Source organism: Nocardioides sp. YR527, from assembly GCF_900101045.1.
GTDB lineage: Bacteria > Actinomycetota > Actinomycetes > Propionibacteriales > Nocardioidaceae > Nocardioides.
In genome coordinates, this window is sequence record NZ_FNFN01000001.1 from 914,461 (window position 1) to 934,047 (window position 19,587).

Annotated in this window: 25 protein-coding genes; 7 read left to right on the forward strand and 18 right to left on the reverse strand. The window is 70.1% G+C overall.

Features of this window, described 5'->3' with window-relative positions; translation table 11 throughout:
* Positions 1–46: 46 nt before the first annotated feature.
* The 5 genes from BLT25_RS04335 to BLT25_RS04355 form a co-directional block, all read right to left on the reverse strand.
* The gene (locus tag BLT25_RS04335) at positions 47–820 is read right to left on the reverse strand and encodes a TrmH family RNA methyltransferase (RefSeq protein ID WP_091042261.1); all 774 of its coding nucleotides are present in this window, start codon (positions 818–820) and stop codon (positions 47–49) included.
* 180 nt (positions 821–1,000) lie between these two features.
* Positions 1,001–1,384, reverse strand: a complete 384-nt coding sequence (gene rplT, locus BLT25_RS04340) for a 50S ribosomal protein L20 (RefSeq protein WP_091042264.1) — start codon at positions 1,382–1,384, stop codon at positions 1,001–1,003.
* A 43-nt stretch (positions 1,385–1,427) separates the two neighbouring features.
* On the reverse strand, positions 1,428–1,640 hold the full coding sequence (locus BLT25_RS04345; RefSeq protein ID WP_008359371.1) for a large ribosomal subunit protein bL35: 213 nt from the start codon (positions 1,638–1,640) through the stop codon (positions 1,428–1,430).
* Positions 1,641–1,707: 67 nt separating this feature from the next.
* Positions 1,708–2,391 (reverse strand): translation initiation factor IF-3, encoded by a 684-nt coding sequence (gene infC / locus BLT25_RS04350; protein ID WP_091042266.1) that lies wholly within the window; start codon positions 2,389–2,391, stop codon positions 1,708–1,710.
* 368 nt (positions 2,392–2,759) lie between these two features.
* Entirely contained in the window at positions 2,760–3,254 is a 495-nt protein-coding gene (locus BLT25_RS04355; RefSeq protein ID WP_091042516.1) for an SseB family protein, read from the reverse strand.
* Between the two features lie 88 nt (positions 3,255–3,342).
* Between BLT25_RS04355 and BLT25_RS04360 the strand changes: the two genes are divergently transcribed.
* Both BLT25_RS04360 and BLT25_RS04365 read left to right on the forward strand, forming a co-directional pair.
* Positions 3,343–3,807 carry a hypothetical protein gene (locus tag BLT25_RS04360; protein WP_091042268.1) on the forward strand — a complete coding sequence of 155 codons (465 nt, stop codon included), beginning with the start codon at positions 3,343–3,345 and terminating at the stop codon, positions 3,805–3,807.
* A gap of 2 nt (positions 3,808–3,809) precedes the next feature.
* The gene (locus BLT25_RS04365) at positions 3,810–4,349 is read left to right on the forward strand and encodes a nucleoside/nucleotide kinase family protein (protein WP_256328443.1); all 540 of its coding nucleotides are present in this window, start codon (positions 3,810–3,812) and stop codon (positions 4,347–4,349) included.
* A 21-nt stretch (positions 4,350–4,370) separates the two neighbouring features.
* On the opposite strand, the gene BLT25_RS04370 is transcribed toward BLT25_RS04365, so the two are convergent.
* The 5 genes from BLT25_RS04370 to BLT25_RS04390 all read right to left on the reverse strand — a co-directional run bounded on the left by BLT25_RS04370 (position 4,371) and on the right by BLT25_RS04390 (position 9,504).
* Complete coding sequence (locus tag BLT25_RS04370) at positions 4,371–5,318, reverse strand: TauD/TfdA dioxygenase family protein (RefSeq protein WP_091042270.1); 948 nt, start codon at positions 5,316–5,318, stop codon at positions 4,371–4,373.
* Positions 5,319–5,367: 49 nt separating this feature from the next.
* Complete coding sequence (locus tag BLT25_RS04375) at positions 5,368–6,270, reverse strand: ABC transporter permease (protein WP_091042273.1); 903 nt, start codon at positions 6,268–6,270, stop codon at positions 5,368–5,370.
* A complete protein-coding gene (locus BLT25_RS04380; protein ID WP_091042275.1) occupies positions 6,263–7,516 on the reverse strand; it encodes a quaternary amine ABC transporter ATP-binding protein in 1,254 nt (417 codons plus the stop codon). Before BLT25_RS04380 ends, BLT25_RS04375 begins: the two co-directional genes overlap by 8 nt.
* Positions 7,516–8,472, reverse strand: coding sequence for an ABC transporter substrate-binding protein (locus BLT25_RS04385; RefSeq protein ID WP_176883588.1), 957 nt, complete (start codon positions 8,470–8,472; stop codon positions 7,516–7,518). Before BLT25_RS04385 ends, BLT25_RS04380 begins: the two co-directional genes overlap by 1 nt.
* Before the next feature lie 129 nt (positions 8,473–8,601).
* Positions 8,602–9,504 carry a LysR family transcriptional regulator gene (locus BLT25_RS04390; RefSeq protein ID WP_256328453.1) on the reverse strand — a complete coding sequence of 301 codons (903 nt, stop codon included), beginning with the start codon at positions 9,502–9,504 and terminating at the stop codon, positions 8,602–8,604.
* Between the two features lie 191 nt (positions 9,505–9,695).
* Here BLT25_RS04390 and BLT25_RS04395 point away from each other — a divergent pair, with 191 nt between their 5' ends.
* Genes BLT25_RS04395 through BLT25_RS04405 form a run of 3 tightly spaced genes read left to right on the forward strand, consistent with a single transcriptional unit; the run spans position 9,696 to position 12,681 of the window.
* On the forward strand, positions 9,696–10,601 hold the full coding sequence (locus BLT25_RS04395) for an aldose 1-epimerase family protein (protein ID WP_091042281.1): 906 nt from the start codon (positions 9,696–9,698) through the stop codon (positions 10,599–10,601).
* Positions 10,598–11,236 (forward strand): heme ABC exporter ATP-binding protein CcmA, encoded by a 639-nt coding sequence (gene ccmA / locus BLT25_RS04400; protein ID WP_091042284.1) that lies wholly within the window; start codon positions 10,598–10,600, stop codon positions 11,234–11,236. Before BLT25_RS04395 ends, ccmA begins: the two co-directional genes overlap by 4 nt.
* Complete coding sequence (locus tag BLT25_RS04405) at positions 11,233–12,681, forward strand: DUF6297 family protein (protein WP_091042286.1); 1,449 nt, start codon at positions 11,233–11,235, stop codon at positions 12,679–12,681. The genes ccmA and BLT25_RS04405 overlap by 4 nt, the downstream gene beginning before the upstream one ends.
* A 4-nt stretch (positions 12,682–12,685) precedes the next feature.
* Here BLT25_RS04405 and BLT25_RS04410 read toward each other — a convergent pair whose 3' ends face one another.
* The 4 genes from BLT25_RS04410 to BLT25_RS04425 all read right to left on the reverse strand — a co-directional run bounded on the left by BLT25_RS04410 (position 12,686) and on the right by BLT25_RS04425 (position 15,615).
* Positions 12,686–13,900 (reverse strand): SGNH/GDSL hydrolase family protein, encoded by a 1,215-nt coding sequence (locus BLT25_RS04410; RefSeq protein WP_091042288.1) that lies wholly within the window; start codon positions 13,898–13,900, stop codon positions 12,686–12,688.
* Positions 13,901–13,991: 91 nt separating this feature from the next.
* Positions 13,992–14,420, reverse strand: a complete 429-nt coding sequence (locus tag BLT25_RS04415) for a PH domain-containing protein (RefSeq protein WP_256328444.1) — start codon at positions 14,418–14,420, stop codon at positions 13,992–13,994.
* Positions 14,421–14,442: 22 nt separating this feature from the next.
* Positions 14,443–15,318, reverse strand: a complete 876-nt coding sequence (gene hisG, locus BLT25_RS04420) for an ATP phosphoribosyltransferase (RefSeq protein ID WP_091042292.1) — start codon at positions 15,316–15,318, stop codon at positions 14,443–14,445.
* Positions 15,319–15,351: 33 nt separating this feature from the next.
* Entirely contained in the window at positions 15,352–15,615 is a 264-nt protein-coding gene (locus tag BLT25_RS04425; protein WP_008359350.1) for a phosphoribosyl-ATP diphosphatase, read from the reverse strand.
* A gap of 107 nt (positions 15,616–15,722) precedes the next feature.
* Between BLT25_RS04425 and BLT25_RS04430 the strand changes: the two genes are divergently transcribed.
* Together BLT25_RS04430 and BLT25_RS04435 are read left to right on the forward strand one after the other, a co-directional pair.
* Positions 15,723–15,977 carry a helix-turn-helix domain-containing protein gene (locus BLT25_RS04430; protein ID WP_091042294.1) on the forward strand — a complete coding sequence of 85 codons (255 nt, stop codon included), beginning with the start codon at positions 15,723–15,725 and terminating at the stop codon, positions 15,975–15,977.
* Positions 15,974–16,594, forward strand: coding sequence for a hypothetical protein (locus BLT25_RS04435; RefSeq protein ID WP_091042296.1), 621 nt, complete (start codon positions 15,974–15,976; stop codon positions 16,592–16,594). Before BLT25_RS04430 ends, BLT25_RS04435 begins: the two co-directional genes overlap by 4 nt.
* 22 nt (positions 16,595–16,616) lie before the next feature.
* Here BLT25_RS04435 and BLT25_RS04440 read toward each other — a convergent pair whose 3' ends face one another.
* From BLT25_RS04440 to BLT25_RS04455, 4 genes are all read right to left on the reverse strand, one after another.
* The gene (locus BLT25_RS04440) at positions 16,617–17,150 is read right to left on the reverse strand and encodes a gamma carbonic anhydrase family protein (protein ID WP_091042299.1); all 534 of its coding nucleotides are present in this window, start codon (positions 17,148–17,150) and stop codon (positions 16,617–16,619) included.
* 11 nt (positions 17,151–17,161) lie between these two features.
* Positions 17,162–18,190 (reverse strand): cation diffusion facilitator family transporter, encoded by a 1,029-nt coding sequence (locus BLT25_RS04445; RefSeq protein WP_091042300.1) that lies wholly within the window; start codon positions 18,188–18,190, stop codon positions 17,162–17,164.
* On the reverse strand, positions 18,187–18,543 hold the full coding sequence (locus BLT25_RS04450; RefSeq protein ID WP_091042303.1) for an ArsR/SmtB family transcription factor: 357 nt from the start codon (positions 18,541–18,543) through the stop codon (positions 18,187–18,189). The genes BLT25_RS04445 and BLT25_RS04450 overlap by 4 nt, the downstream gene beginning before the upstream one ends.
* A 98-nt stretch (positions 18,544–18,641) precedes the next feature.
* Positions 18,642–19,469, reverse strand: a complete 828-nt coding sequence (locus tag BLT25_RS04455; RefSeq protein ID WP_371113321.1) for an HNH endonuclease signature motif containing protein — start codon at positions 19,467–19,469, stop codon at positions 18,642–18,644.
* Positions 19,470–19,587 lie beyond the last annotated feature (118 nt).

Genomic DNA, 19,587 nt, shown 5'->3' on the forward strand with positions numbered 1-19,587 from the left:
GTTCCACGAAGGCAGTGACCCTCCACCGAGTTACCTCGGTGAACATTCACCCGCGCTGCCCCCGCGCCGAGGCATAGACGCAGAGGGCTGCGGCGGTGGAGAGGTTGAGCGACTCGGCGCGGCCGAAGATCGGGATCGAGACCACGTGGTCGGCAGCGCCCGCGAGCTCGTCGGGAAGGCCCCAGGCCTCGTTGCCGAAGAGCCAGGCGGTCGGCTTCGCCAGCAGGTCGTCGGCGCCGAAGATGTCGGCCTCGCCGTGCATGTCGGCGGCGAGAACGGTCAGGCCGGCGGCCTTCGCGGCCGCTACGGCGGCGAGGGGATCGCGCTCGACCGCGACGGGCAGGTGGAAGGCTGAGCCGACCGAGGCCCGGATGGTCTTGGGGTTGTAGAGGTCGACCGAGTCGCCGGCCAGGATCACCCCGGAGGCCCCGGCCGCATCGGCGCAGCGGATGACGGTGCCGGCGTTGCCGGGATCGCGTACGTCAGCACAGATCACCACGAGCGGACCGGCGATGTCGGCGAGCGGGACGTCCAGGAACCGGCACAGCGCCACCACACCGGCGGGGGTGACCGAGTCGGAGAGGCCGGCCATCGCGCGATCCTCGACGATCGTGACCTCGACTCCGCTGAGCAGATCCGCGTACGTCTCGGCACCCGCCTCCGTCGCGAAGACCTCCTGCACACAGCCGGGTACGTCCAGGGCGCCCTCGACGGCCTTCGGGCCATCGGCGAGGAACTGCCCTCGCTCGGCACGGACGGCTCGGCGGGCGAGCTTCCGGATCTCCTTGAGGCGGGCGTTTCCCGCTGCCAGCGGCGTCATCTGGTCTCCTTCAGCGGACAGTTTCCCGCCATGGCGGGGAAATCAACGGGTCGAACGACGATCACAGCGGCATCTTCCCGCCATGGCGGGAAAATGCCGCGGACCCGCGCGAAACCTCCCGAGCACGCAGCGACGCCCGCCTCCGCTGATGCGTCGACGGGCGTCCCTACAAGATCTAACTCAGGCGTTCGCGGGGGCGTTGACGTCCTCCGGCAGCGCAGCCTTGGCCTGGGCGACGAGCGCGTTGAACGCGGCCACGTCGTTGACGGCGAGGTCGGCGAGGATCTTGCGGTCAACCTCGATGCCGGCCAGGTTGAGACCCTGGATGAAGCGGTTGTAGGTCATGCCCTCGGCGCGCGCGGCGGCGTTGATCCGCTGGATCCACAGCTTGCGGAAGTTGCCCTTGTTCTTGCGGCGGTCGTTGTAGGAGTAGACCAGCGAGTGGGTGACCTGCTCCTTCGCCTTGCGGTAGAGGCGCGAGCGCTGGCCCCGGTAACCGGAGGCCCGCTCGAGGGTGGTGCGACGCTTCTTCGCAGCGTTCACTGCGCGCTTGACGCGTGCCATTTCAGTGCTCCTTGAATGCTAGGGAAAGTTTCGGGGTGATCGCTCAGCGACCGAGCAGCTTCTTCGCGCGCTTCACGTCGGCGGGGGCGAGCTCCACCAGACCGGCGTTGCGACGGTGCTTCTTGCGCGAGCCCGTGGTCGGCGCGGAGGCGAACGCAGCGCCGGACTTGCGGCCGGCCTGCAGGCGCTGGATCTTCCCGGAACCGGTCACCTTGAAGCGCTTCTTGGAACCGGAGTGGGTCTTGTTCTTCGGCATAGTTCTTCCTTCTCTCGTCGTCCGGCCGGTCACGGGGCGCCGCGGCGGCGGAAGTCAGTGGATCGACTCAGAGGTCGATGTCGGGGTCGAGGTTCTCCGAGCGCCGCTTCGGCTTCGGGGTGGAGGCCGGACGAGCAGCGTTCGCAGCCGTACGCTCCGCCTTCTCGGCGGCCTCGTCGGCGGCACGCTCGGCGGCCTTCTCCTCCTTGGCCTCCTTGGCCTCGACCTTGGCGTCGGCCTTCTTCTTGTGGGGGCCGAGCACCATGATCATGTTGCGGCCGTCCTGCTTGGGCGAGGACTCGACGAAGCCCAGCTCCTGGACGTCGTCGGCCAGCTGCTGCAGCAGGCGGAAGCCGAGCTCGGGACGGTGCTGCTCACGACCGCGGAACATGATCGTGATCTTCACCTTGTCCCCAGCGTTGAGGAACCGCACGACGTGACCCTTCTTGGTCTCGTAGTCGTGCTTGTCGATCTTCGGACGAAGCTTCATCTCCTTGATGATCACGTTCGTCTGGTTTCGACGGGCTTCACGGGCCTTCTGGGCGTTCTCGTACTTGAACTTCCCGTAGTCCATGAGCTTGCAGACCGGCGGCTTGCCCTGCGGGGCGATCTCGACAAGGTCGAGGTCGGCCTCCTGGGCCAGGCGCAGCGCGTCAGGGGTCGGCACGATGCCGACCGTCTCTCCGTTGGGACCAACGAGGCGGACCTCGGGAACCCGGATCCGGTCGTTGATACGAAGCTCAGTGCTGATGTGTCCTCCAGTTGTTGTGGCTGCGGAGGCTTGAGGATCTTGGTTTCCGGGCCGCGTGCACGGGCGGTCCGGAAATCAAAAAAGGCTTCCGCTGGATTGTCACAAGCGGAAGCCAGTCAAGACGCTCACCCACGATCGGGCTCGCACCACCGAATCCATCGACCCATGAACTTCTGGGACACTGTCTTCGGGACCGGACCCGACGACCTGTGTTGCTAGGCGGTCGATGCGGGTGGGAGAACGCTGTCGTGATCTCCGCTTGTTGGATCGAACCGACGACGTACATCGGCTGATCGGTCAACACGGAACCCTACTGCAACATTCCCGCCGGTCCCAATCCTCAGGGCTCAATCCTCAGGGCTCAACCCTCAGGGCCGGACCCAGGCCGTACGCGGCCCGACGGTCGCCAACTGCCAGCCCTCGGCGACCTTGTGCAGGTCATCGCCCTCGATCGCGAACGGGACCGGGCCGGCGAGGTCGAGCACGAGGGCATCGGCGCCGTCGTGGACGGCTGCCTGAGCCGCGTCGCGCAGCGAGACCGGCACCGGACGGGCGTCGGCCTGCCACGCCTGCAGCGGCGCGGTGCCGGTGAACCCGAGCAGCGCCTGGCGTCCGTCGGCGCCGGTGAGCAGCACGGTGGCCATGTCGGAGGACTTGTCGTGGGCAAGACCGGCATCGTCGACCTCGACCTCGCCCAGCACCGCGACGACCGGGACCAGCACCCGGGCGGCCGCCAGGACGGTGAGCACGTCGGCGTGCGTGGCCTGGCCCGCGGCGTACGACCTCATCACCGTCGCCACCTCGGGGCTGGTCTCGCCGGTGTCGCCGGGAAATGCCGTGCCGAGGAGTCGCTTGTCGTTCATCGACTCCATTGAACCTCAGCCGAAGATCAGGGCCGATATCGGGGACAGTCCGGGTGCCGGACGACCGGGACGGTGGAAGACTGTAGGCATGGACCAAGGCGCCTACCTCGCACTAGCAGCCGCGCTCACCGTTCTGGGCGCGATCTGGACCTGGGTCGCGTTCCGACGGCGCGGCCTCGGAGCCGGCGTGAGGGCGTTCGGGTGGACGCTGCTCGCCCCGGCGGCCTACCTGACCGGGTTGCTGCGCGCCGGCAGCCGGATCGTCGACGCGATCGGCGACTGGGCCGCCCGCCTGGTCTTCAGCCCGACCGTCTGGATCGGGTTCGGCCTCGCCGCGCTCGCGATCGTGCTGATCTTCGTCTCCCGCCTCCTGCCCACCAAGGAGAAGCCGAGCCGAGCAGCCCGGAAGGGGGCTGCCGGCGCAGCGCCCGCGGGCTCGGCCGGTCCGGCCTCGGTCGCGGCTCCGAGGACGGCCAAGGGCCCGGTGGTCGACGACGATGACGAGGACATGGCCGACGTCAACGACATCTTGAAGAAGTACGGCATCTCCTGACGTTGACCGACTCCCCGACCGCCGATCTCCTCATGATCGCGATGAGCCGTCCGGCCACTCTCGGCCCCGGGCGGCTGATCTGCGTCGACGGCCCCGCCGGCTCCGGGAAGACGACCCTGGCCAACGCCCTGGCCGACATGACGCAGGCGCCGGTGGTCCACATGGATGAGGTGTACGCCGGCTGGGACGGCCTCGCCGACGGCATCGCCCAGCTCGAGACGATCCTGCTCCCCCTCGTCGAGGGAGCCCCCGGGTCCTACCGCCGCTACGACTGGCACGCACACGAGTTCGCCGAGACCGTGCTGGTCCCGCCGAGCCCGCTGCTCGTCATCGAAGGCGTCGGCAGCGGCGCCGCCGGCTACGACGGCCTCCGCACCGCCCTCGCCTGGGTCGACGCACCCGAGGCGGAGCGCAGGCGACGCGGCATCGATCGCGACGGCGACACCTTCGCACCCCACTGGGACGCCTGGGCCGCGGCCGAGTCCGAGCACTTCGCGCGCGACCGGACCGAGGCCCGCGCCGACGTCGTCGTCATGACCTAGCCGCCGCCCCGGCAGCGGCCGTCAGGAGATCAGCTCGTCCAGCCGCGAGTAGGCCCGCGCGTCACCCTGGAGGACCTCCGAGCGTCGCCCGTCGACCGAGACCGGTACGTCACCCGCGACCGTGACCCGGCGCATCTCGCGCGGGTGGTGGTCGAAGTCGGCGACCGCGTAGTGCTGGGTGGCCCGGTTGTCCCACATCGCCACGTCACCGGGCTGCCAGGTCCAGCGGATGGTGTTCTCGAGCTTGGTGACCCGGTCCTGGAGCAGGTTGAACAGCTGGATCGACTCGGTGGAGGTGAGCCCGTCGAACTCCTTGACGAAGCTGCCCAGGACCAGCGACCGCTCCCCCGTCTCGGGGTGCACGCGGACGACCGGGTGCCGGGTCTCGAAGTGGATCGAGGCGAAGTCGTCGCGGGAGTAGTTGGCGTCGGGCTGCTCGTGCTCCTCGTCGCGCTGGGCGTAGTCGTAGGAGTTGGTGTGCACCGCCCACAGCGCGTCGGCCAGCGCCTTCAGCGGCGCCGGGAGCCGGTCGTAGGCGGCCGCGGTGTTCGCCCAGATCGTGGTGCCGCCGTAGGGAGGCAGGGTGACCGCGCGGAGCACCGAGATCGCCGGGACCCGGTCCACGAAGGTGACGTCGGTGTGCCACGCGTTGGCCGCCATGCCTGCGTTGGCGGTGACCCTCAGCACCCGTCCGGAGCCGGTGTCGACCGTCGGATGGGCGGTCGTCAGCTCACCGAACCGGGCCGCGAAGGCGCCCTGCGCCTCGTCGGTGAGCCCGTCCTGGCCCCGGAAGAAGAGCACCTTGTGGCGCAGCAGGGCATTGCGTACGTCCTGGATCTGGGTGTCGTCGGCCTCGGCCAGGTGCAGGCCCTCGACGACGGCACCGATCCGGGCGCCGGCGCGGCGGATCCGCACGCCCGAGGGCGTCTCGACGACGTCCGCGGGACGGTGTAGCTCGGTGATGGTCACAGTCGTTCTCCTCCGATCAGGGATTCGGTCAGGGATTCGGTCAGGGCGGTCAGGCGGGGGTGAGCTCGGGCTCGGGGGACTTCGCGTGGACGCCGCGGCCGAGCTTCGGCCACCAGGACGGCACCAGGCCACGCTGGCCACCGAGCGCGGCAGAGACGCGGTCGAGGTAGATCGCGATGACGACGACGGCAAGACCGCCTTCGATCGAGGCACCGATCTGCAGTCCCTGGACGGCGTTGACGACCACGCCACCGAGGCCCGAGCCGCCGACCAGACCGGCCACGACGACCATCGAGAGGGCCAGCATGATCACCTGGTTCACCCCCGTCATGATCGACTCGCGCGCCAGCGGGAGCTGGACCTCGCGCAGGATCTCCCAGCGGCCGGCGCCGAAGGCTGTGGCCGCCTCGACGGTCTCGGGGTCGACCTGGTTGATCCCGAGCTGGGTGAGCCGGACGGCGGGCGGTAGCGCGAAGACGATCGTGGCGACCAGGCCGGGTGCGTCGCCGACACCGAAGAAGAGGATCGTCGGCAGCAGGTAGACGAAGACCGGCAGCGTCTGCATCAGGTCCAGGACCGGCCGCAGCGCCGCTCGCAGCGGTGGCGAGAAGGCCGACCAGATGCCCAGCGGGATGCCGATCACCAACGCGACCAGGGTTGCCACGAGCACCGAGGTGGTGGTCTGCATCGTCTCGTACCACAGGTCCATCGACTCGATCAGGAGCAACCCGGCGGTCAGCACCAGGGTCAGTACGACCTGGCGAGTGACGACCAGCGCGATCACGGCGAGCACGATGATCATCGCGAGCGGCGGCAGCCCGCCGAGCACGTTGTAGACCATCCGGAGCAGGAAGTTGAGCGCCTCCTTGATGCCGTCGAAGAACGGCCCGAGGTTGTCGGTGAGGAAGTTGATGACGTTCTCGCCGATGTCGCCGATGTGGAGGTCAGGCATGGGCCACCTCCGCGGCCTCGTCGTTCACGGTGTCGTTCACGGTGTCGTTCACGGTGGAGAGCGCCGAGAGGATCGCACCGCGCGGCACCACGCCGCACAGCCTGCCGTCCTCGTCGAGGACGGTGACGGGCACGACCTGGCGGCCCGCCAGATGCATGAAGTCGCCGATCACGTCGCCCTCCTTGACCTGGTGGTAGTCCTCGCCCAGCGCGTCGTGGACGCTCGTGGCGCCGCGGCGGGTCAGGGTCACCAGCCGGTCGTCGGTGACGACACCGAGCAGCGTGTCGTCCGCCCCGGTCACGAACGCACCGGTCACCTCGTTCTCTCCCAGCCTGCGCAGCGCGTCGTGTGGCGTGATGTCCTCGGGGAGTACGAGGCGGGCCGGCCGGATCAGGTCGGCGGCGCTGAGCACGCGGGCCCGGTCGACGTCGGAGACGAACTCGCTGACGTAGTCGTCGGCGGGATGCGCCACGATCTCGGGTCCGGGGGCGAGCTGGACGACCCGGCCCTCGCGCATCACCATCACCCGGTCGCCGATCCGCATCGCCTCGTTGAGGTCGTGGGTGACGAAGACCGTGGTGCGCTGGTCCTGGGCCTGGAGCTCGACCAGCAGGTCCTGCATGTCGCGCCGGATCAGCGGGTCCAGCGCCGAGAACGGCTCGTCCATCAGCAGGATCGGCGGGTCCACCGCCAGCGCGCGGGCGAGCCCGACCCGCTGCCGCATGCCGCCGGAGAGCTCGTGCGGGAGCTTGTCGCCGCGCCCACCCAGGCCGACCCGGTCGAGGGCGGCGTCGGCCTTCTCGAGGCGCTCCGGCTTCGCGATGCCGCGTACCTTCAGGCCGTACGCCGCGTTCTCCCGCACCGTCCGGTGCGGGAAGAGCGAGAAGTGCTGGAAGACCATGCCGATGCCGTTGTTGCGGAGCTCGCGCAGCCGCTGGTCGGAGATCTTGGTGATGTCCTCGCCGTCGATCAGCAGCTCGCCGGCGCTGGGCTCGTTGAGCCGGTTGATCATCCGCAGCACGGTCGACTTGCCCGAGCCGGACAGGCCCATGACCACGAACATCTCGCCCTTGGCGATCTCGAAGTCGATCTCGTGGGCACCGAGGTAGCCGCCTGCCGCCGCTGCCGCCGCGCGTGGATCCTTCGCGGCCAGGACCTTCTCGGCCTGTCGTCGGCCGAGTCCGTAGACCTTGCTCAGCCCTCGCCCGACGATCGCGGGCTCGGTCGTGTGGTTCGTCTCGCTCATCAGATCTCCGCCTTCTCGCCGTCGGCGTCCTCGACCCCGTCGAGGAACTCGGCGACCTTGTCGGGGTTGTCGTCGATCCACGCCTCGGCGATGTCGGCGAGCTCCTTCCCGGACTTGTCGTGGTCGTAGTAGAACTGCCCGGCCTCGTCGGTGGTGAAGGTCAGGTTCGAGAGGAGCTCGGCAATCTCGGGGTTGTCGTCCGCGAACCCCTCGCGGGTGACGGTGCGGATCTCACCGGCGCCGCCCCAGACCTTGTCGGGGTCCTCGAGGAACGCGGCGTCGAACTGCACGGTCATCCAGTGCGGGCTCCAGCCGAGGAAGACGATCGGCTGCCCGGCCTTCTGCGACTTCTCGACCTGGGCGAGCATGGCCGGGGTGCCGCTGGCGACCAGCTTCCAGTCCCCCAGGCCGTACGCATCCTCGTCGATCGCCTTCTGGATCGTCTCGTTGCCCGGGGAGCCGGCCTCGATGCCGTAGATCTTCTTCCCGAACCTCGCGGCGTTGGCGTCGAGGTCGGCGAGCGACGCGATCCCGAGCTCCTCGGCGACGTCGCCGGGGATCGCCGGGGCGTACTCGGTGCCCTTCACGATCGTGGAGAGCACTTCGACGTCGCCCTCGTCGATCGGGTCGCCGAAGCTGGGCTCCTGGGAGGGCCACCAGTTGCCCAGGTAGGCGTCGATCTGGCCCGAGGAGACCGCGGTCGCCGCGTTCTCGACGGACAGGTTCTTCTTGATGCTCGCCTCGTAGCCGAGCTCCTGGAGGATCTGGACGGCGATCTCGTTCTCGACCTGGAGGTCGACCCACGGCTGCTCGGCGAGGACCACCGAGTTCTCGGCTCCCCCGGAGTCGCTCTGGGCGAAGCCGTCACGCTCGCTCGCGGTCGTGCAGGCGGTCAGGGTGCCGGCTGTCGCCGCGATGGCGAGGGCTGCCACGGCAAGGCGTTGGGGGCGGCGCATGCATGCTCCATCCAATCGGTTCATATATGTCTAACACACTAGACATTCGAACTCCGGGTGTTCCAGCGCGTTCGCACAGCGAGCAAGACCAGGATCGAGATGCTGCGATAGAGACTCTCTATAGATGGGTCACTGGTCGGTGAGGTCTTGGGCCAGCGCGACGAACTGCTCGACCAGCGCGTCTCCCCGTTCCTCCAACCAGACCAGAGACACGCTCACCCGCGCCGCCGGGGTCAGCGGCACGACCTTCGCGCCGGCCCGCGACGCCGCTCCGGCCATGCCTTCGGTCAGCACCGCGACCCCGGCGCGGGCCAGCACCAGCGGGATGATCGAGGCGACGTGCGCCGTCTCGATGGCGACCTCCGTGGGCAGACCGGCGGCCTCGAGGCGGGCATCGAGGAACGTACGCAGCGCCGTGCCGGCCGGCGTCGCGATCAGGCCGACCTCGGCGAGCTCCTCGATCCGGACCTCCTCCGGCGCCTCGCCGGAGGGCGGCAGGACCGCCACCAGCTCGTGCTCGGCGAGCCGGTGCGAGCCGAACGGGCCGTGCGGCGTCGCGCCGTCGATCAGCCCCACGTCCGCCTCGCCCTTGCGCACCTGGTCCAGGACGTCGGATCGGTGCTGCGGATCCGTGACGACCACCTGCGCGGCGGGCTGGATCCGCCGGAACTCGGCCAGCACCGGCACCAGCGGCTCGACCGCCCACACCGTGCTGGAGGTGATCCGCAGCCGGCCGAACCCCTCGTCGGAGACCGACCGGACCGCGCCGGCCGCGAGCTCGAAACCGCGTACGACCCGGCGGGCCGGGCCGAGCAGCGCCGAGCCTGCCGGGGTGAGCCGCACTCCCCTTCCGTGGCGCTCGAAGAGCGGACCGCCGAGCTCCCGTTCGAGCCCCCGCACGGCGTACGACAGCGACGGCTGGGCGACGTGGAGCCGCCGCGGCGCTGGTGAAGCTGCCCGCCTCGGCGATGGCGAGGAAGAACTCCAGCTGTCGTCGCTCCATGGCCCGAGGGTAAGGGCCCGGCCAGGGATTCGGCGGCGCTCCGCGCCGCCATGGCACGCACTCGGCGGCGTTGCCCCGCCTCGAAATGCCCCGGCATGCCTTCAGCGGGGCGCCTTGCCGAGCACGCACCCTGACGACGCGAAGCATCCCCCGAATCCCTGGCCGGGCCCTAACCCGACCGGTCACCGAGCCGTACCGACCACCTCGATAGCCTGTCAGCGTGCTGAGACCGAGTGGAGAGCAGTTCACGATCGACGGCGGGGGCTACTCCGCGACGGTGACCGAGAGTGGCGGCGCGCTGCGCCTGCTGTCCTACGAGGGGCGGGAGCTGATCGCGGGCTTCGGCGACGACGAGCAGTCCAGCGGCGGCAGGGGTCAGCTGCTGGCGCCGTGGCCCAACCGGATCCGCGACGGCCGCTACGAGTTCGGCGGAAAGAGCTACCAGCTCGGGGTCACCGAGGTCGCGCGCAACAACGCCTCCCACGGGCTGGTGCGGTGGGCGCAGTGGCTGCCCATCGAGGAGGCCAAGAGCTCGATCACCCTGGCCACCCGGCTGATGGCGCAGAGCGGCTATCCGTGGACGCTGGATCTCGAGGTGACGTACGCGATCGGGCCCGACGGGCTCACCGTGACCCAGTCGGCGACCAACCACGCCGACTCCCCCGCGCCGTACGCCGTCGGCGCCCACCCCTATCTCACCGCCGGGACAGGCCCGGTCGACGCCTGGACGCTCACCCTCCCGGCGCGGACCCGGCTGCTCTCCGACCCCGAGCGCAAGCTGCCCACCACCAGCGAGCCGACGGCCGGCACCGACTACGACTTCACCTCCGCCAAGCCCGTCGGCGACGTCGTCCTCGACCACGCCTTCACCGATCTCGTCCGCGGCGAGGACGGCCGGGCGACGGTCACCGCCGTCGGGCCCGACGGCGGTGTCGCGCTCTGGGTCGACGAGCGCCACCCGTGGCTGATGGTCTACAGCGCCGACGACCAGTCACCCGCACGCGGCGGTCTCGCCGTCGAGCCGATGACCGCTCCCCCGGACGCGTTCAACTCCGGCACCGACCTGATCGCGCTCGCCCCCGACGAGCGCCTCGAGGTCACCTGGGGCATCACCGCGCTCCGATGAGCTTGCTGAGGGTCTCCGGACTCAGCAGGACCTACGGCGAGCACGCCGTCCTCGACGGACTCGATCTGACCCTCGAGCCCGGACAGGCGATCGCCCTCACCGGGGCGAACGGGTCCGGGAAGTCGACCCTGCTGCGCTGCGTCGCCGGCGTCGACGAGCCGACGAACGGCGAGGTGCTGCTCGACGAGAAGGCATACGACGAACGCTCCGCGCAGGTGCGCTGGGACGTCGCCACGCTCCTCGACGACCTGGACCTCTTCCCCGACCTCGCGGTCGTCGAGCATCTCGACCTCCTCGCCCACGCCCACCGGGTAGAGGACCCCACGGGCACGGTCGACAGCGTGCTCGAGGAGGTGGGCCTGACCGACCAGGCGAGCCAGCTGCCCGGCTCGCTCTCCTCGGGCCAGCGTCAACGCCTCGCCCTGGCGTCGCTGCTGGTGCGACCGCGGCGGCTCCTCCTGCTCGACGAGCCCGAGCAGCGTCTCGACGCCGAGGGCGTCGGCTGGCTCGCCGGACTCCTCGCACGCGAGAAGGAGGCCGGCGTCGGGATCCTGTTCGCCAGCCACCATCCGGCCGTCGTCGAGGCCGTGGCCGACGAGGTCGTACGCCTCGGGTCCTCGCCCGACATCGCATGAGCAACGAGGCCCCGACACCCGCCGAGATCCGCGGGCTGATCCGATCCTGGCGTCGCGGCCGGGCGACGGCACCCTGGGGAGAGATGCTCTACCAGGCATACCTCGGCCTTCTCACCGTCCTCGTCTACGGCTCCGGGCTGGTGAGCGCGGTGGTCAACGCCGGGCAGGCCGTTGCGGCGTGCACCGGCCAGACGTGCGTCGGGACGCGCACCGCAGGACCGGTTCTCGTCGTGCTGATCTGGCTGGCGCTGGGCGCCGCGGTGCTTCGTCTCCTGGGGCCGCTGATGGCGTCTCCGGCGACTTCGGCGATGGTGCTCTCGACGCCGGTGGACCGCGGGCGGTGGTTGCGGCGCCAGTACTGGGCCATGCTGGTGCTCGCCGCTGTGACCGCTGCGGCCCTGGCGGCCCTCGCGGCCGTGACGGCGGGATGGCCGCTGTCCACGGTCGGCGCGCTGGCACTGGCGGCAGCTGCGCTGGCGTCGATGACGTACGCGGCCGGGGCCGTGGCGCAGTCACGAACCCGTTCGGTCTGGCGGATGATCGGGCCGATCACCGCCCTCGCGGCCCTCGCCGCTCTGGCCCTCGTGGCCGCCGGGATCACCAGCGGGTTCGCACCGCCCGCCGGCGAGCGGTGGTGGCTGGCACCCGCTGCGACGGCACCGCTCGCCGGTACAGTGGCCGCGCTCGGTCACCGCCGCCTCGGCGAGCTCCGTCGCCGTGACCTCACCCGCGGGCACGGGTTGGCGAACGGGCTCTCCGGTGCACTCGCCGGGCTCGACACCGCTCTGGCCTACGACGTCGTGCTGCAGCACACCAGCGGCCAGCGCGCTGTCGTTCGGCCCCGGCGTCCGCGCGGGCCGAAGGGGCCGCTGGCGCTGGTCACGGCCGACGTCATCAGGCTGGGCCGGGCACCGCTGCGCGTGCTGGTCCTGGCTGCGGCTGTCGTGCCGGCGTACGCCCTCGAGGAGGCCGGGGCCGGCGCGCTGACCGTGCCGGTGATGGTCGTGATCGGGTTCTGGGCCGCCGTCCCGTTCGGCGCCGGCCTGCGGGTGCTGTCCCGCTCGAGCGGGCTCGTCCGGCTGTTGGGAGCCCGGTCCTGGCAGCTTCGGCTCGGGGCTCTCGTCGTGCCGACGGCGCTGCTGGTGGCGTACGGCCTGGGCTGCCTGTGGGCGCTGCCGCATCCGCTGCTGGCGCCCGCTGTCGGCCTCGGTGCACTGGCGGCGTGGACGCGGTGGCTGTCAGCGCCGCCACCGGACTACGCCTCGGTGATGGTCTCGACGCCGATGGGCGCCATGCCGGTCACGCTCTTCACCAATGCGGCCCGAGGCTTCGACATCGCCGGGTTGGTGAGCATCCCGACGCTGTTCGCCCCTGACGCGACCGGGGCCACGATCTCGCTGGCGCTCTCGGCGATCACTCTCGCGGTCCTCGTCGCCCGGCGCTGAATCCTCAGCGATCGCACTCCAGCATCCCGATGTCGAACGCATCGGCCATCGCCGCGTAGCCGGCGTCGCTGGGGTGGAGGTGGTCCCCGGAGTCGTACGCCGGCAGGAAACGCGCCGGTCGCGCGGGGTCACGCGTGGCCGTGTCGAAGTCGACGACGCCGTCGAACTCACCGGAGGTGAGGATCCACTCGTTGACCGCGACCCGCACCCGGTCGCGCGCGGGGGTGTAGCGGCTGCCGCCCTCGTACGGGGTGAGGCTGGCGCCGATGACGCACACGTCCTCGGCATGCGCCTGGGCGATCAGCTCGCGGTAGGCCTCGATCAGGTCGGAGGCATCGTCGGCGTCGTCCCAGCGGATGTCGTTGATCCCCGCCAGCAGCACGACCGTGGAGACGCCGGGCTGGTCCAGGGCGTCTCGCCGGAAGCGGTCCAGGCCCCGCTGGCCACCGGTGCTGTCGACGAGCACGCGGTTGGCGGAGATGCCCTCGTTCATCATCCCGAACCGGCCGGCGAACGAGCTCGCCGCCACTCGGTCGGCCAGCACGTCGGGATAGCGCCGGTCGGCTCCGACGGTGGAGCCGTTGCCGTCGGTGATCGAGTCGCCGAAGAGCACCACGGTCTTGACCCGGCGCGGCTTCTCGACCACGACACTCTCGACCCAGTACCAGCTGGAGATCTCCGTCATGAACGCCGCACCCGACTCCTGGCCGGCCACGTCGGCACCTTCTGCCTCAGAGACGTAGGAGGTCTGCGTGGCCACGTCGTGCCCGGTGATCGGGCCGCTCTCGCCGACGACGTGGAAGCTCACCGCGAGGGTCGTGTCGGCCGGAACGGTCGCGTCGACCGGGTCGCTGAGCACCTCGGTGCCGGGGGCGACGGTGACCTGGTCGCGACCGTCGAAGGTCAGCGGCCGGTTCGTGCCGGACACCACCGCGGCTCCGTCCGCGGCCAGACCGAGGTGTGCCGAGGTGAACGTCACCGGACGATCCCCGAACACGTTGGACAGGGTGATGCGGACGCCGGATCCACCCAGCGAGGTGTGCACCAGGTTGCGCACCGACCGGTCCCGCAAGCCGGCGGCGCCGGTCTGACCGCCCACCTCGTCGGCCGAGGCGCCCCAGGTGCCGACCGGATGCACCGGCGCGGCCTGCGCGGGCATGGTCGAGGCCAGCGTGAGCACGGCCGCCAATGCCGCGAAAGCACGAGTCCATGAGATCACGAGGACACGCTAGGCCTCCGTGGGCGCCGCGATCATGGGTTCGGGCGAGTCTTCCCCGAAGCGTAGTAAATGGTTCGCCGGAGGGTCGCTGCTAGGACAGTTCTTCGGCCAGCTTGCGCAGCGTACGGACGGCCTTCTTCGACGAGCCGCCGTCGGAGGCCTGGATGCCGAGGACGGAGATGTTGTGGCCCGAGGCGAGGTCGATGTTGGGCCAGGGCGCGCCGCGGGGGAAGTTGATCGCGAGGACCTCGGCCCACTCCAGGTCACGGCGCTTGAAGCCGTTGACGACGGTCAGGCCGTCGGCACGGGCGACGACCCGCGACCGGGTCAGCGCGTACACGCAGGTCACGATCCCGAGACCCACGGCTCCGAAGGTGAGCCGTTCGAACATGGTGACCTGGGCCTTGATCTCGGGCGTGAAACCGACCCAGACCATCGTGCACATCACCGCGAGGGCGGCCACGAGGAACCAGCCCATGACACGGGCCCCGAGCGGGCGCCAGGTGTGCGGCAGCTTCACCGGACGTTCCGATCCTGTGGGGTCAGATCCGGCAGGCATTGATCTCCGTCAGCAGGATCGCACGGGCGCCCACGGCGTAGAGGTCGTCCATCAGCTTCTGCGAGCCCTTGCTCGGCACCATCGCGCGGACAGCGACCCAGCCCTCGCGGTGCAGCGGGCTGACCGTCGGACCCTCGAGGCCGGGCGTCATCGCGGAGGCCTCGGCGAGGAACTCGGCACGGATGTCGTAGTCCATCATCACGTAGCTGCGCGCGATCAGGACACCGTCGAGGCGGCGGCGGAAGGTCTCGTACGCGGCCGGCAGCCCTGTCGAAGCGGAGCCCGAGGCGGTCAGCTCAGCGCCCGAGCGGGTGATCACCACGGCCTCGGAGTGCATGATCGGCTCACCGAAGATCTCCAGGCCGGCCTGACGCATCGTGGAGCCGGTCTCGACCACGTCGGCGATCACGTCGGCGACGCCGAGCTGGATCGAGGTCTCGACGGCTCCGTCGAGACGGGTGACGCTCGCGTCGATCCCCTCGCGCTCCAGGAAGGCGGAGACGACCCCGACGTAGGAGGTCGCGATCCGCTTGCCGCGCAGCTCCTCGATCGAGGTGAAGGCGCCGGCGCGGCCGGCGAAGTGGAACCGGCTGCGGCCGAAACCGAGCCCGACGACCTCGTCGGCCTTGGCGCCGGAGTCGAGGAGGAGGTCGCGGCCGGTGATGCCGATGTCGAGGGTGCCCTCGCCGACGTAGAGCGCGATGTCGCGCGGACGCAGGTAGAAGAACTCGACGCCGTTCTCCTCGTCGATGAGGGTCAGGCGCTTGGAGTCCTCGCGCTGGCGGTAGCCCGCCTCGCGCAGCAGCTCGGAGGCGGCGACGGAGAGCGAGCCCTTGTTGGGCACGGCGATCCGGAGCATGCCCTCCGCGGATGTTTCAGTCATGAGTGATCCCTACAGGTGTGAGTAGACGTCGTCGATCGAGATGCCGCTGGCGAGCATGAGCACCTGGGCGTGGTAGAGCAGCTGGGAGATCTCCTCCGCGGTCGCTTCCTTGCCCTCGTACTCGGCCGCCATCCAGGACTCGGCGGCCTCCTCGACCAGCTTCTTCCCGATCGCATGGACCCCGGCGTCGAGCTGTGCCACGGTGCCGGATCCTTCAGGTCGGGTCCGGGCCTTCTCGCTCAGCTCGGCCCAGAGCTCGTCGAACGTCTTCACGAGCGTCAAGACTAGGCCGTACGCGACCCTGCCCCCGAATCGTCTCAGCGAATCCATAGCAGTTCTGCTATGGACAGGCATAGCAGAACTGCGATACCTTCGATTTCATGAGCCCCGACGACGAGGACACCGCGTTCTACGTCGGGATCGCCGCACAGGTCACCGAGCACCGGGTCGCGCGGGGCCTGTCCCAGCGCGAGCTCGCCGAGCTCTGCGGGACGACCCAGTCGGCGATCGCTCGGCTGGAGTCCGGCTCCCGCCCACCCAAGATCGACACCCTCCTCCGAGTGGCCGCCGCCCTCGACTGCCGCCTCGAGGTCGGCTTCCACGCCCGCACCCGAGCCCACAGGAGCACACCATGAAGACCTCCATCTCCGCCGACGAGGTCGAGTCGACCCGCAGCGAGCGGTTCCTGGCGGTCGCACTGACCGCCTTCCTGCTCGTCGGCACCGTCTGGTTCTACGTCAAGGTGGCCGGCTGGTGGCCGCTCTACATGGACTGGGACCAATGCAACAACGGCGAGACGGCGTGCGAGATCCCTGGTCACGAAGCGATGCAGATCGGCATCCGCCTCGGCTTCGTCATCCTGCTCTGCCTGGTCGGGTTCTGGGTTCTCTACCGACTGCGCCGCAGCGGCTCGCGCTTCCTTCCGCTCGGCTTCGCGCTCGCCGCGACCGGGGTGATCATGGCCCTGGTCTTCGCCTTCCACTACACCTTCGAGTACGCCGACTTCGGGCCGCTCATTCTCTCCCTGCTCGGCGCCGCGGCCACCGTCGGCGTGTTCGTCGCCGTCCAGCGGCTCCTGGCCAAGCGGATCCCGGCCATGCGCGTCCGCAAGGGCGACTGCCCCTACTGCGGCTATCCGACCCGCGGCAAGCACTGCGAGGGCTGCGGCCGCGAGACCATCGCCCCGTGCGCGACCTGCGAGGCCGACCGCCGGGTCGGCACGCTCCACTGCGTGGCGTGCGGCGCCGACTGAACCCTCAACCTCAGGTTCAGAGTTAGCCCTGCACCGGGCGTACGGTCGCCCGGTGCAGCTTCATGAACTCGACGTAGCCGGGCGCGTTGAGCTCCAGGATCGCGGCGGGGTTGGTGCCGGGCTCGATCGTGCCGCGGATCTTGGCCGGGACCCCCATGACCAGCGAGTGGTCCGGGATCACGGTCCCCTCGACCACCATCGCGCCGGCCGCGACCAGGCAGCCGTCACCGATGGCGACCGAGTCGGAGACCACTGCCCCGTTGCCGATCAGCGACCCGGTCCCGATCCGGTCGCCGTGCACCACGCAGCCGTGCGCGACCGTGCTGTGCGGCCCCATCTCCAAGGATGATCCGGGGCGTACGTGCAGCACCGAGTTGTCCTGCACGTTGGAGCCCTCGCCGATGATGATCGGCCCGACGTCGGCGCGCAGCACCGCCCCGTACCAGACACTGGCGTTGGGCCCGAGGCGTACGTCACCGATCAGCGTCGCTGTCGGCGCCACCCAGGCGTCGGGGTGGATCTGCGGGCTCTTGCCGTCGAATTCGAAGATGTTCATCGACGCAGATCCTAGGCGTGCGCGCCGTCGGGACTGACGTGGAGGACCACGCTGGTCAGCCGCGGCAGTGCCTCCAGGAGATGCTCCTCGGCGTGGTGGGCGATGTCGTGCCCGGCAGAGACGGGCAGTTCGGCCGATACGGTGATGTCGCCGTCGGCGTGGAGGGTATGCCCGATCCACCGCAGCCTCAGGCTGCGGACCTCGAGCACGCCGTCCACAGCGCCGACCGCCTCCCGCGCCCTGCGTACGTCCTCCGGGGTGACCGCGTCCATCAGCCGGGCACCGACCTGCTTGAGCGCCGAGCGCAGAACGCCGAGGATCGCAATGGCGATCAGCAGCCCGATCACCGGGTCGGCCCACGGCAACCCGACGGCAACCCCGGCCGCACCGAGGACCACGGCCAACGAGGTGAACCCGTCGGTCCGTGCGTGGAGTCCGTCGGCGACCAGGGCGGCCGAGCCGATCTGGCGGCCCACCCGGATCCGGTAGCGCGCGACGAGCTCGTTGCCACAGAACCCGACGACCCCGGCCGCCGCGACCGCCCAGACGTGCTCGACCTCGCGCGGATGGAAGAGCCGGTCGATCGCCTCCCAGCCCGCCAGGATGCTGGAGAGCGCGATCATGGCGACGACGAACAGACCGGCGAGGTCCTCGGCGCGACCGTACCCATAGGTGAACCGGTCGTCGGCCGGACGCCGGGCGAGCCAGAACGCGACGAGCAGCGGCACCGCGGTCAGCGCGTCCGCGACGTTGTGGAGGGTGTCCCCCAGCAGTGCGACCGAGCCGGTCACGGCTACGACGACCCCCTGGAGGGTGGCCGTCAGCGCGAGGACACAGAGGCTGATCCACAACGCCCGCCGGCCGCGTACGTCCGCCTCCAGAGCCTCGTCGACCTGATCCGCCGCATCATGGGAGTGGGCCCCGAAGACGTCCGAGACCCCATGCCGGAGCCGGGCCCATCTTCCATCGTGGCCGTGGTCGTGGCCGTGGCCGTGGCCGTGCGCATGGTCGTGGGCATGGTCGTGCAGCGTGTGGGTCATGCCGACCCCTCCCCGGAACGGTGGTGTGCCGGGACCTGGTCGAGGAGATGCTCCACGTGTCCGATCGTGTCGAGGACCAACTGACGCACGTGCCCGTTCTCGACGCGATAGAGCACCGAGGTCCCCTCTTTGCGCGAGGTCACCAGCCGCGCCATCCGCATCTTCGCCAGATGCTGCGAGACCCCCGGCACCGGCTTGTCCAACATCGCAGCAAGCTCCGAGACGGACCTCTCTTCATCCAGCAGTAGCCCCGCCATCTGCAGCCGCGTGGGATCAGCGAGCATTCGCAGGACCTCGACAGCGAGGGTCACGACGTCGTCTCCCCACACCGGAGGTTGCGTATTTGCATGCATGCGCAAATTATAAGGCTACGGCCGCTCCAAGGCACGCCGCCGAGTCGGCGCATCTGTCCCACACACGGGTGCGGTGCGCATCGGTGTGATCGGTCGGGCTATGTGCGTCGGGTGAAGCGGATGTCGCCGTTGGGGAGGCGTTCGTGGAGGTAGGTGGTGTCGTGGGCGCGGTGGTGGTGATGGGAACAGAGCAGGGCAGCGTTGTCGAGGTCGGTGGCCCCGCCACGTGCCCATTCGATCCAGTGGTGGGCTTCGGCCCAGGTGCCGGGGATGTCGCAGCCCTCGGCCTCGCAGGTCGCTGACCGCAGCAGCAGGGCTCGGCGTTGGGCGGCGGTGAAGAAGCGTTCCTTACGGCCCAGGTCGAGGACCTCGCAGTCGCTGCCGAGGACGGCGGGGAGGATGCCTGCGGTGCAGGCGAGCCGGCGGGCTTCGGCGGCGGTGATCGGCGAGCCACCGGGGATCTGGGCGATGCCGGCTTCTTGGCGGAGCTGGTCGAGGTCGATGGTGACGATCACCGTGGTCGCGTCCCCACCGTGGATCGGAAGCCGCGATGGGTCGAGGGTCTCGAGGAGCTGGCACAGCGCGCGTCCCAGGCGGCGGTCGTAGGGCAGGTACTCGCCGGTCTCGGTGCGGGTCCCGTCATCGCGCCGCGGTGAGGCGAACGCTTCCAGGTTGGTCGCGAGCCGGTCCGCGGCCGCATCCGGGACCACGGCCGTGATCCGGGTGGTGCCGTCCCCCAGCCGCCGCATGCTCAGGCGGGTCTTGTTGTGGGCGTGGGCTTCCTCGGCCGCCAGCCGTCGGGCTTCTTCGGCTTCGGCGATCTCGGGGGCGATGACGTCGAGGATCCGGCGTCCGAGGCGTCGGAGCTGGGTGGGGTCGAACCGGGTCGCGTAGGCGACCAGCGCTTCTTCGGCCTTGGTCTTGATCTCCGGGTCGAGATCGGGCGGGGAGGTCGTCGAGAGCGTTCACGATGACGTGGGCCTGGGCCGGGTTGCAGTCCCCGGCCCGCATCGCGGCCGCGACCAGTGCGTAGGAGCGGTCGAG

What these genes read in the sequence shown, in the direction of transcription:
- BLT25_RS04335 (WP_091042261.1), bottom strand. Translation starts at nt 820, where the DNA reads ATGACGCCGCTGGCAGCGGGAAACGCCCGCCTCAAGGAGATCCGGAAG.
- rplT (WP_091042264.1), bottom strand. Translation starts at nt 1,384, where the DNA reads ATGGCACGCGTCAAGCGCGCAGTGAACGCTGCGAAGAAGCGTCGCACC.
- BLT25_RS04345 (WP_008359371.1), bottom strand. Translation starts at nt 1,640, where the DNA reads ATGCCGAAGAACAAGACCCACTCCGGTTCCAAGAAGCGCTTCAAGGTG.
- BLT25_RS04355 (WP_091042516.1), bottom strand. Translation starts at nt 3,254, where the DNA reads ATGAACGACAAGCGACTCCTCGGCACGGCATTTCCCGGCGACACCGGC.
- BLT25_RS04360 (WP_091042268.1), top strand. Translation starts at nt 3,343, where the DNA reads ATGGACCAAGGCGCCTACCTCGCACTAGCAGCCGCGCTCACCGTTCTG.
- BLT25_RS04375 (WP_091042273.1), bottom strand. Translation starts at nt 6,270, where the DNA reads ATGCCTGACCTCCACATCGGCGACATCGGCGAGAACGTCATCAACTTC.
- BLT25_RS04380 (WP_091042275.1), bottom strand. Translation starts at nt 7,516, where the DNA reads ATGAGCGAGACGAACCACACGACCGAGCCCGCGATCGTCGGGCGAGGG.
- BLT25_RS04385 (WP_176883588.1), bottom strand. Translation starts at nt 8,472, where the DNA reads ATGCGCCGCCCCCAACGCCTTGCCGTGGCAGCCCTCGCCATCGCGGCG.
- ccmA (WP_091042284.1), top strand. Translation starts at nt 10,598, where the DNA reads ATGAGCTTGCTGAGGGTCTCCGGACTCAGCAGGACCTACGGCGAGCAC.
- BLT25_RS04405 (WP_091042286.1), top strand. Translation starts at nt 11,233, where the DNA reads ATGAGCAACGAGGCCCCGACACCCGCCGAGATCCGCGGGCTGATCCGA.
- hisG (WP_091042292.1), bottom strand. Translation starts at nt 15,318, where the DNA reads ATGCTCCGGATCGCCGTGCCCAACAAGGGCTCGCTCTCCGTCGCCGCC.
- BLT25_RS04430 (WP_091042294.1), top strand. Translation starts at nt 15,723, where the DNA reads ATGAGCCCCGACGACGAGGACACCGCGTTCTACGTCGGGATCGCCGCA.
- BLT25_RS04435 (WP_091042296.1), top strand. Translation starts at nt 15,974, where the DNA reads ATGAAGACCTCCATCTCCGCCGACGAGGTCGAGTCGACCCGCAGCGAG.
- BLT25_RS04440 (WP_091042299.1), bottom strand. Translation starts at nt 17,150, where the DNA reads ATGAACATCTTCGAATTCGACGGCAAGAGCCCGCAGATCCACCCCGAC.
- BLT25_RS04445 (WP_091042300.1), bottom strand. Translation starts at nt 18,190, where the DNA reads ATGACCCACACGCTGCACGACCATGCCCACGACCATGCGCACGGCCAC.
- BLT25_RS04450 (WP_091042303.1), bottom strand. Translation starts at nt 18,543, where the DNA reads ATGCATGCAAATACGCAACCTCCGGTGTGGGGAGACGACGTCGTGACC.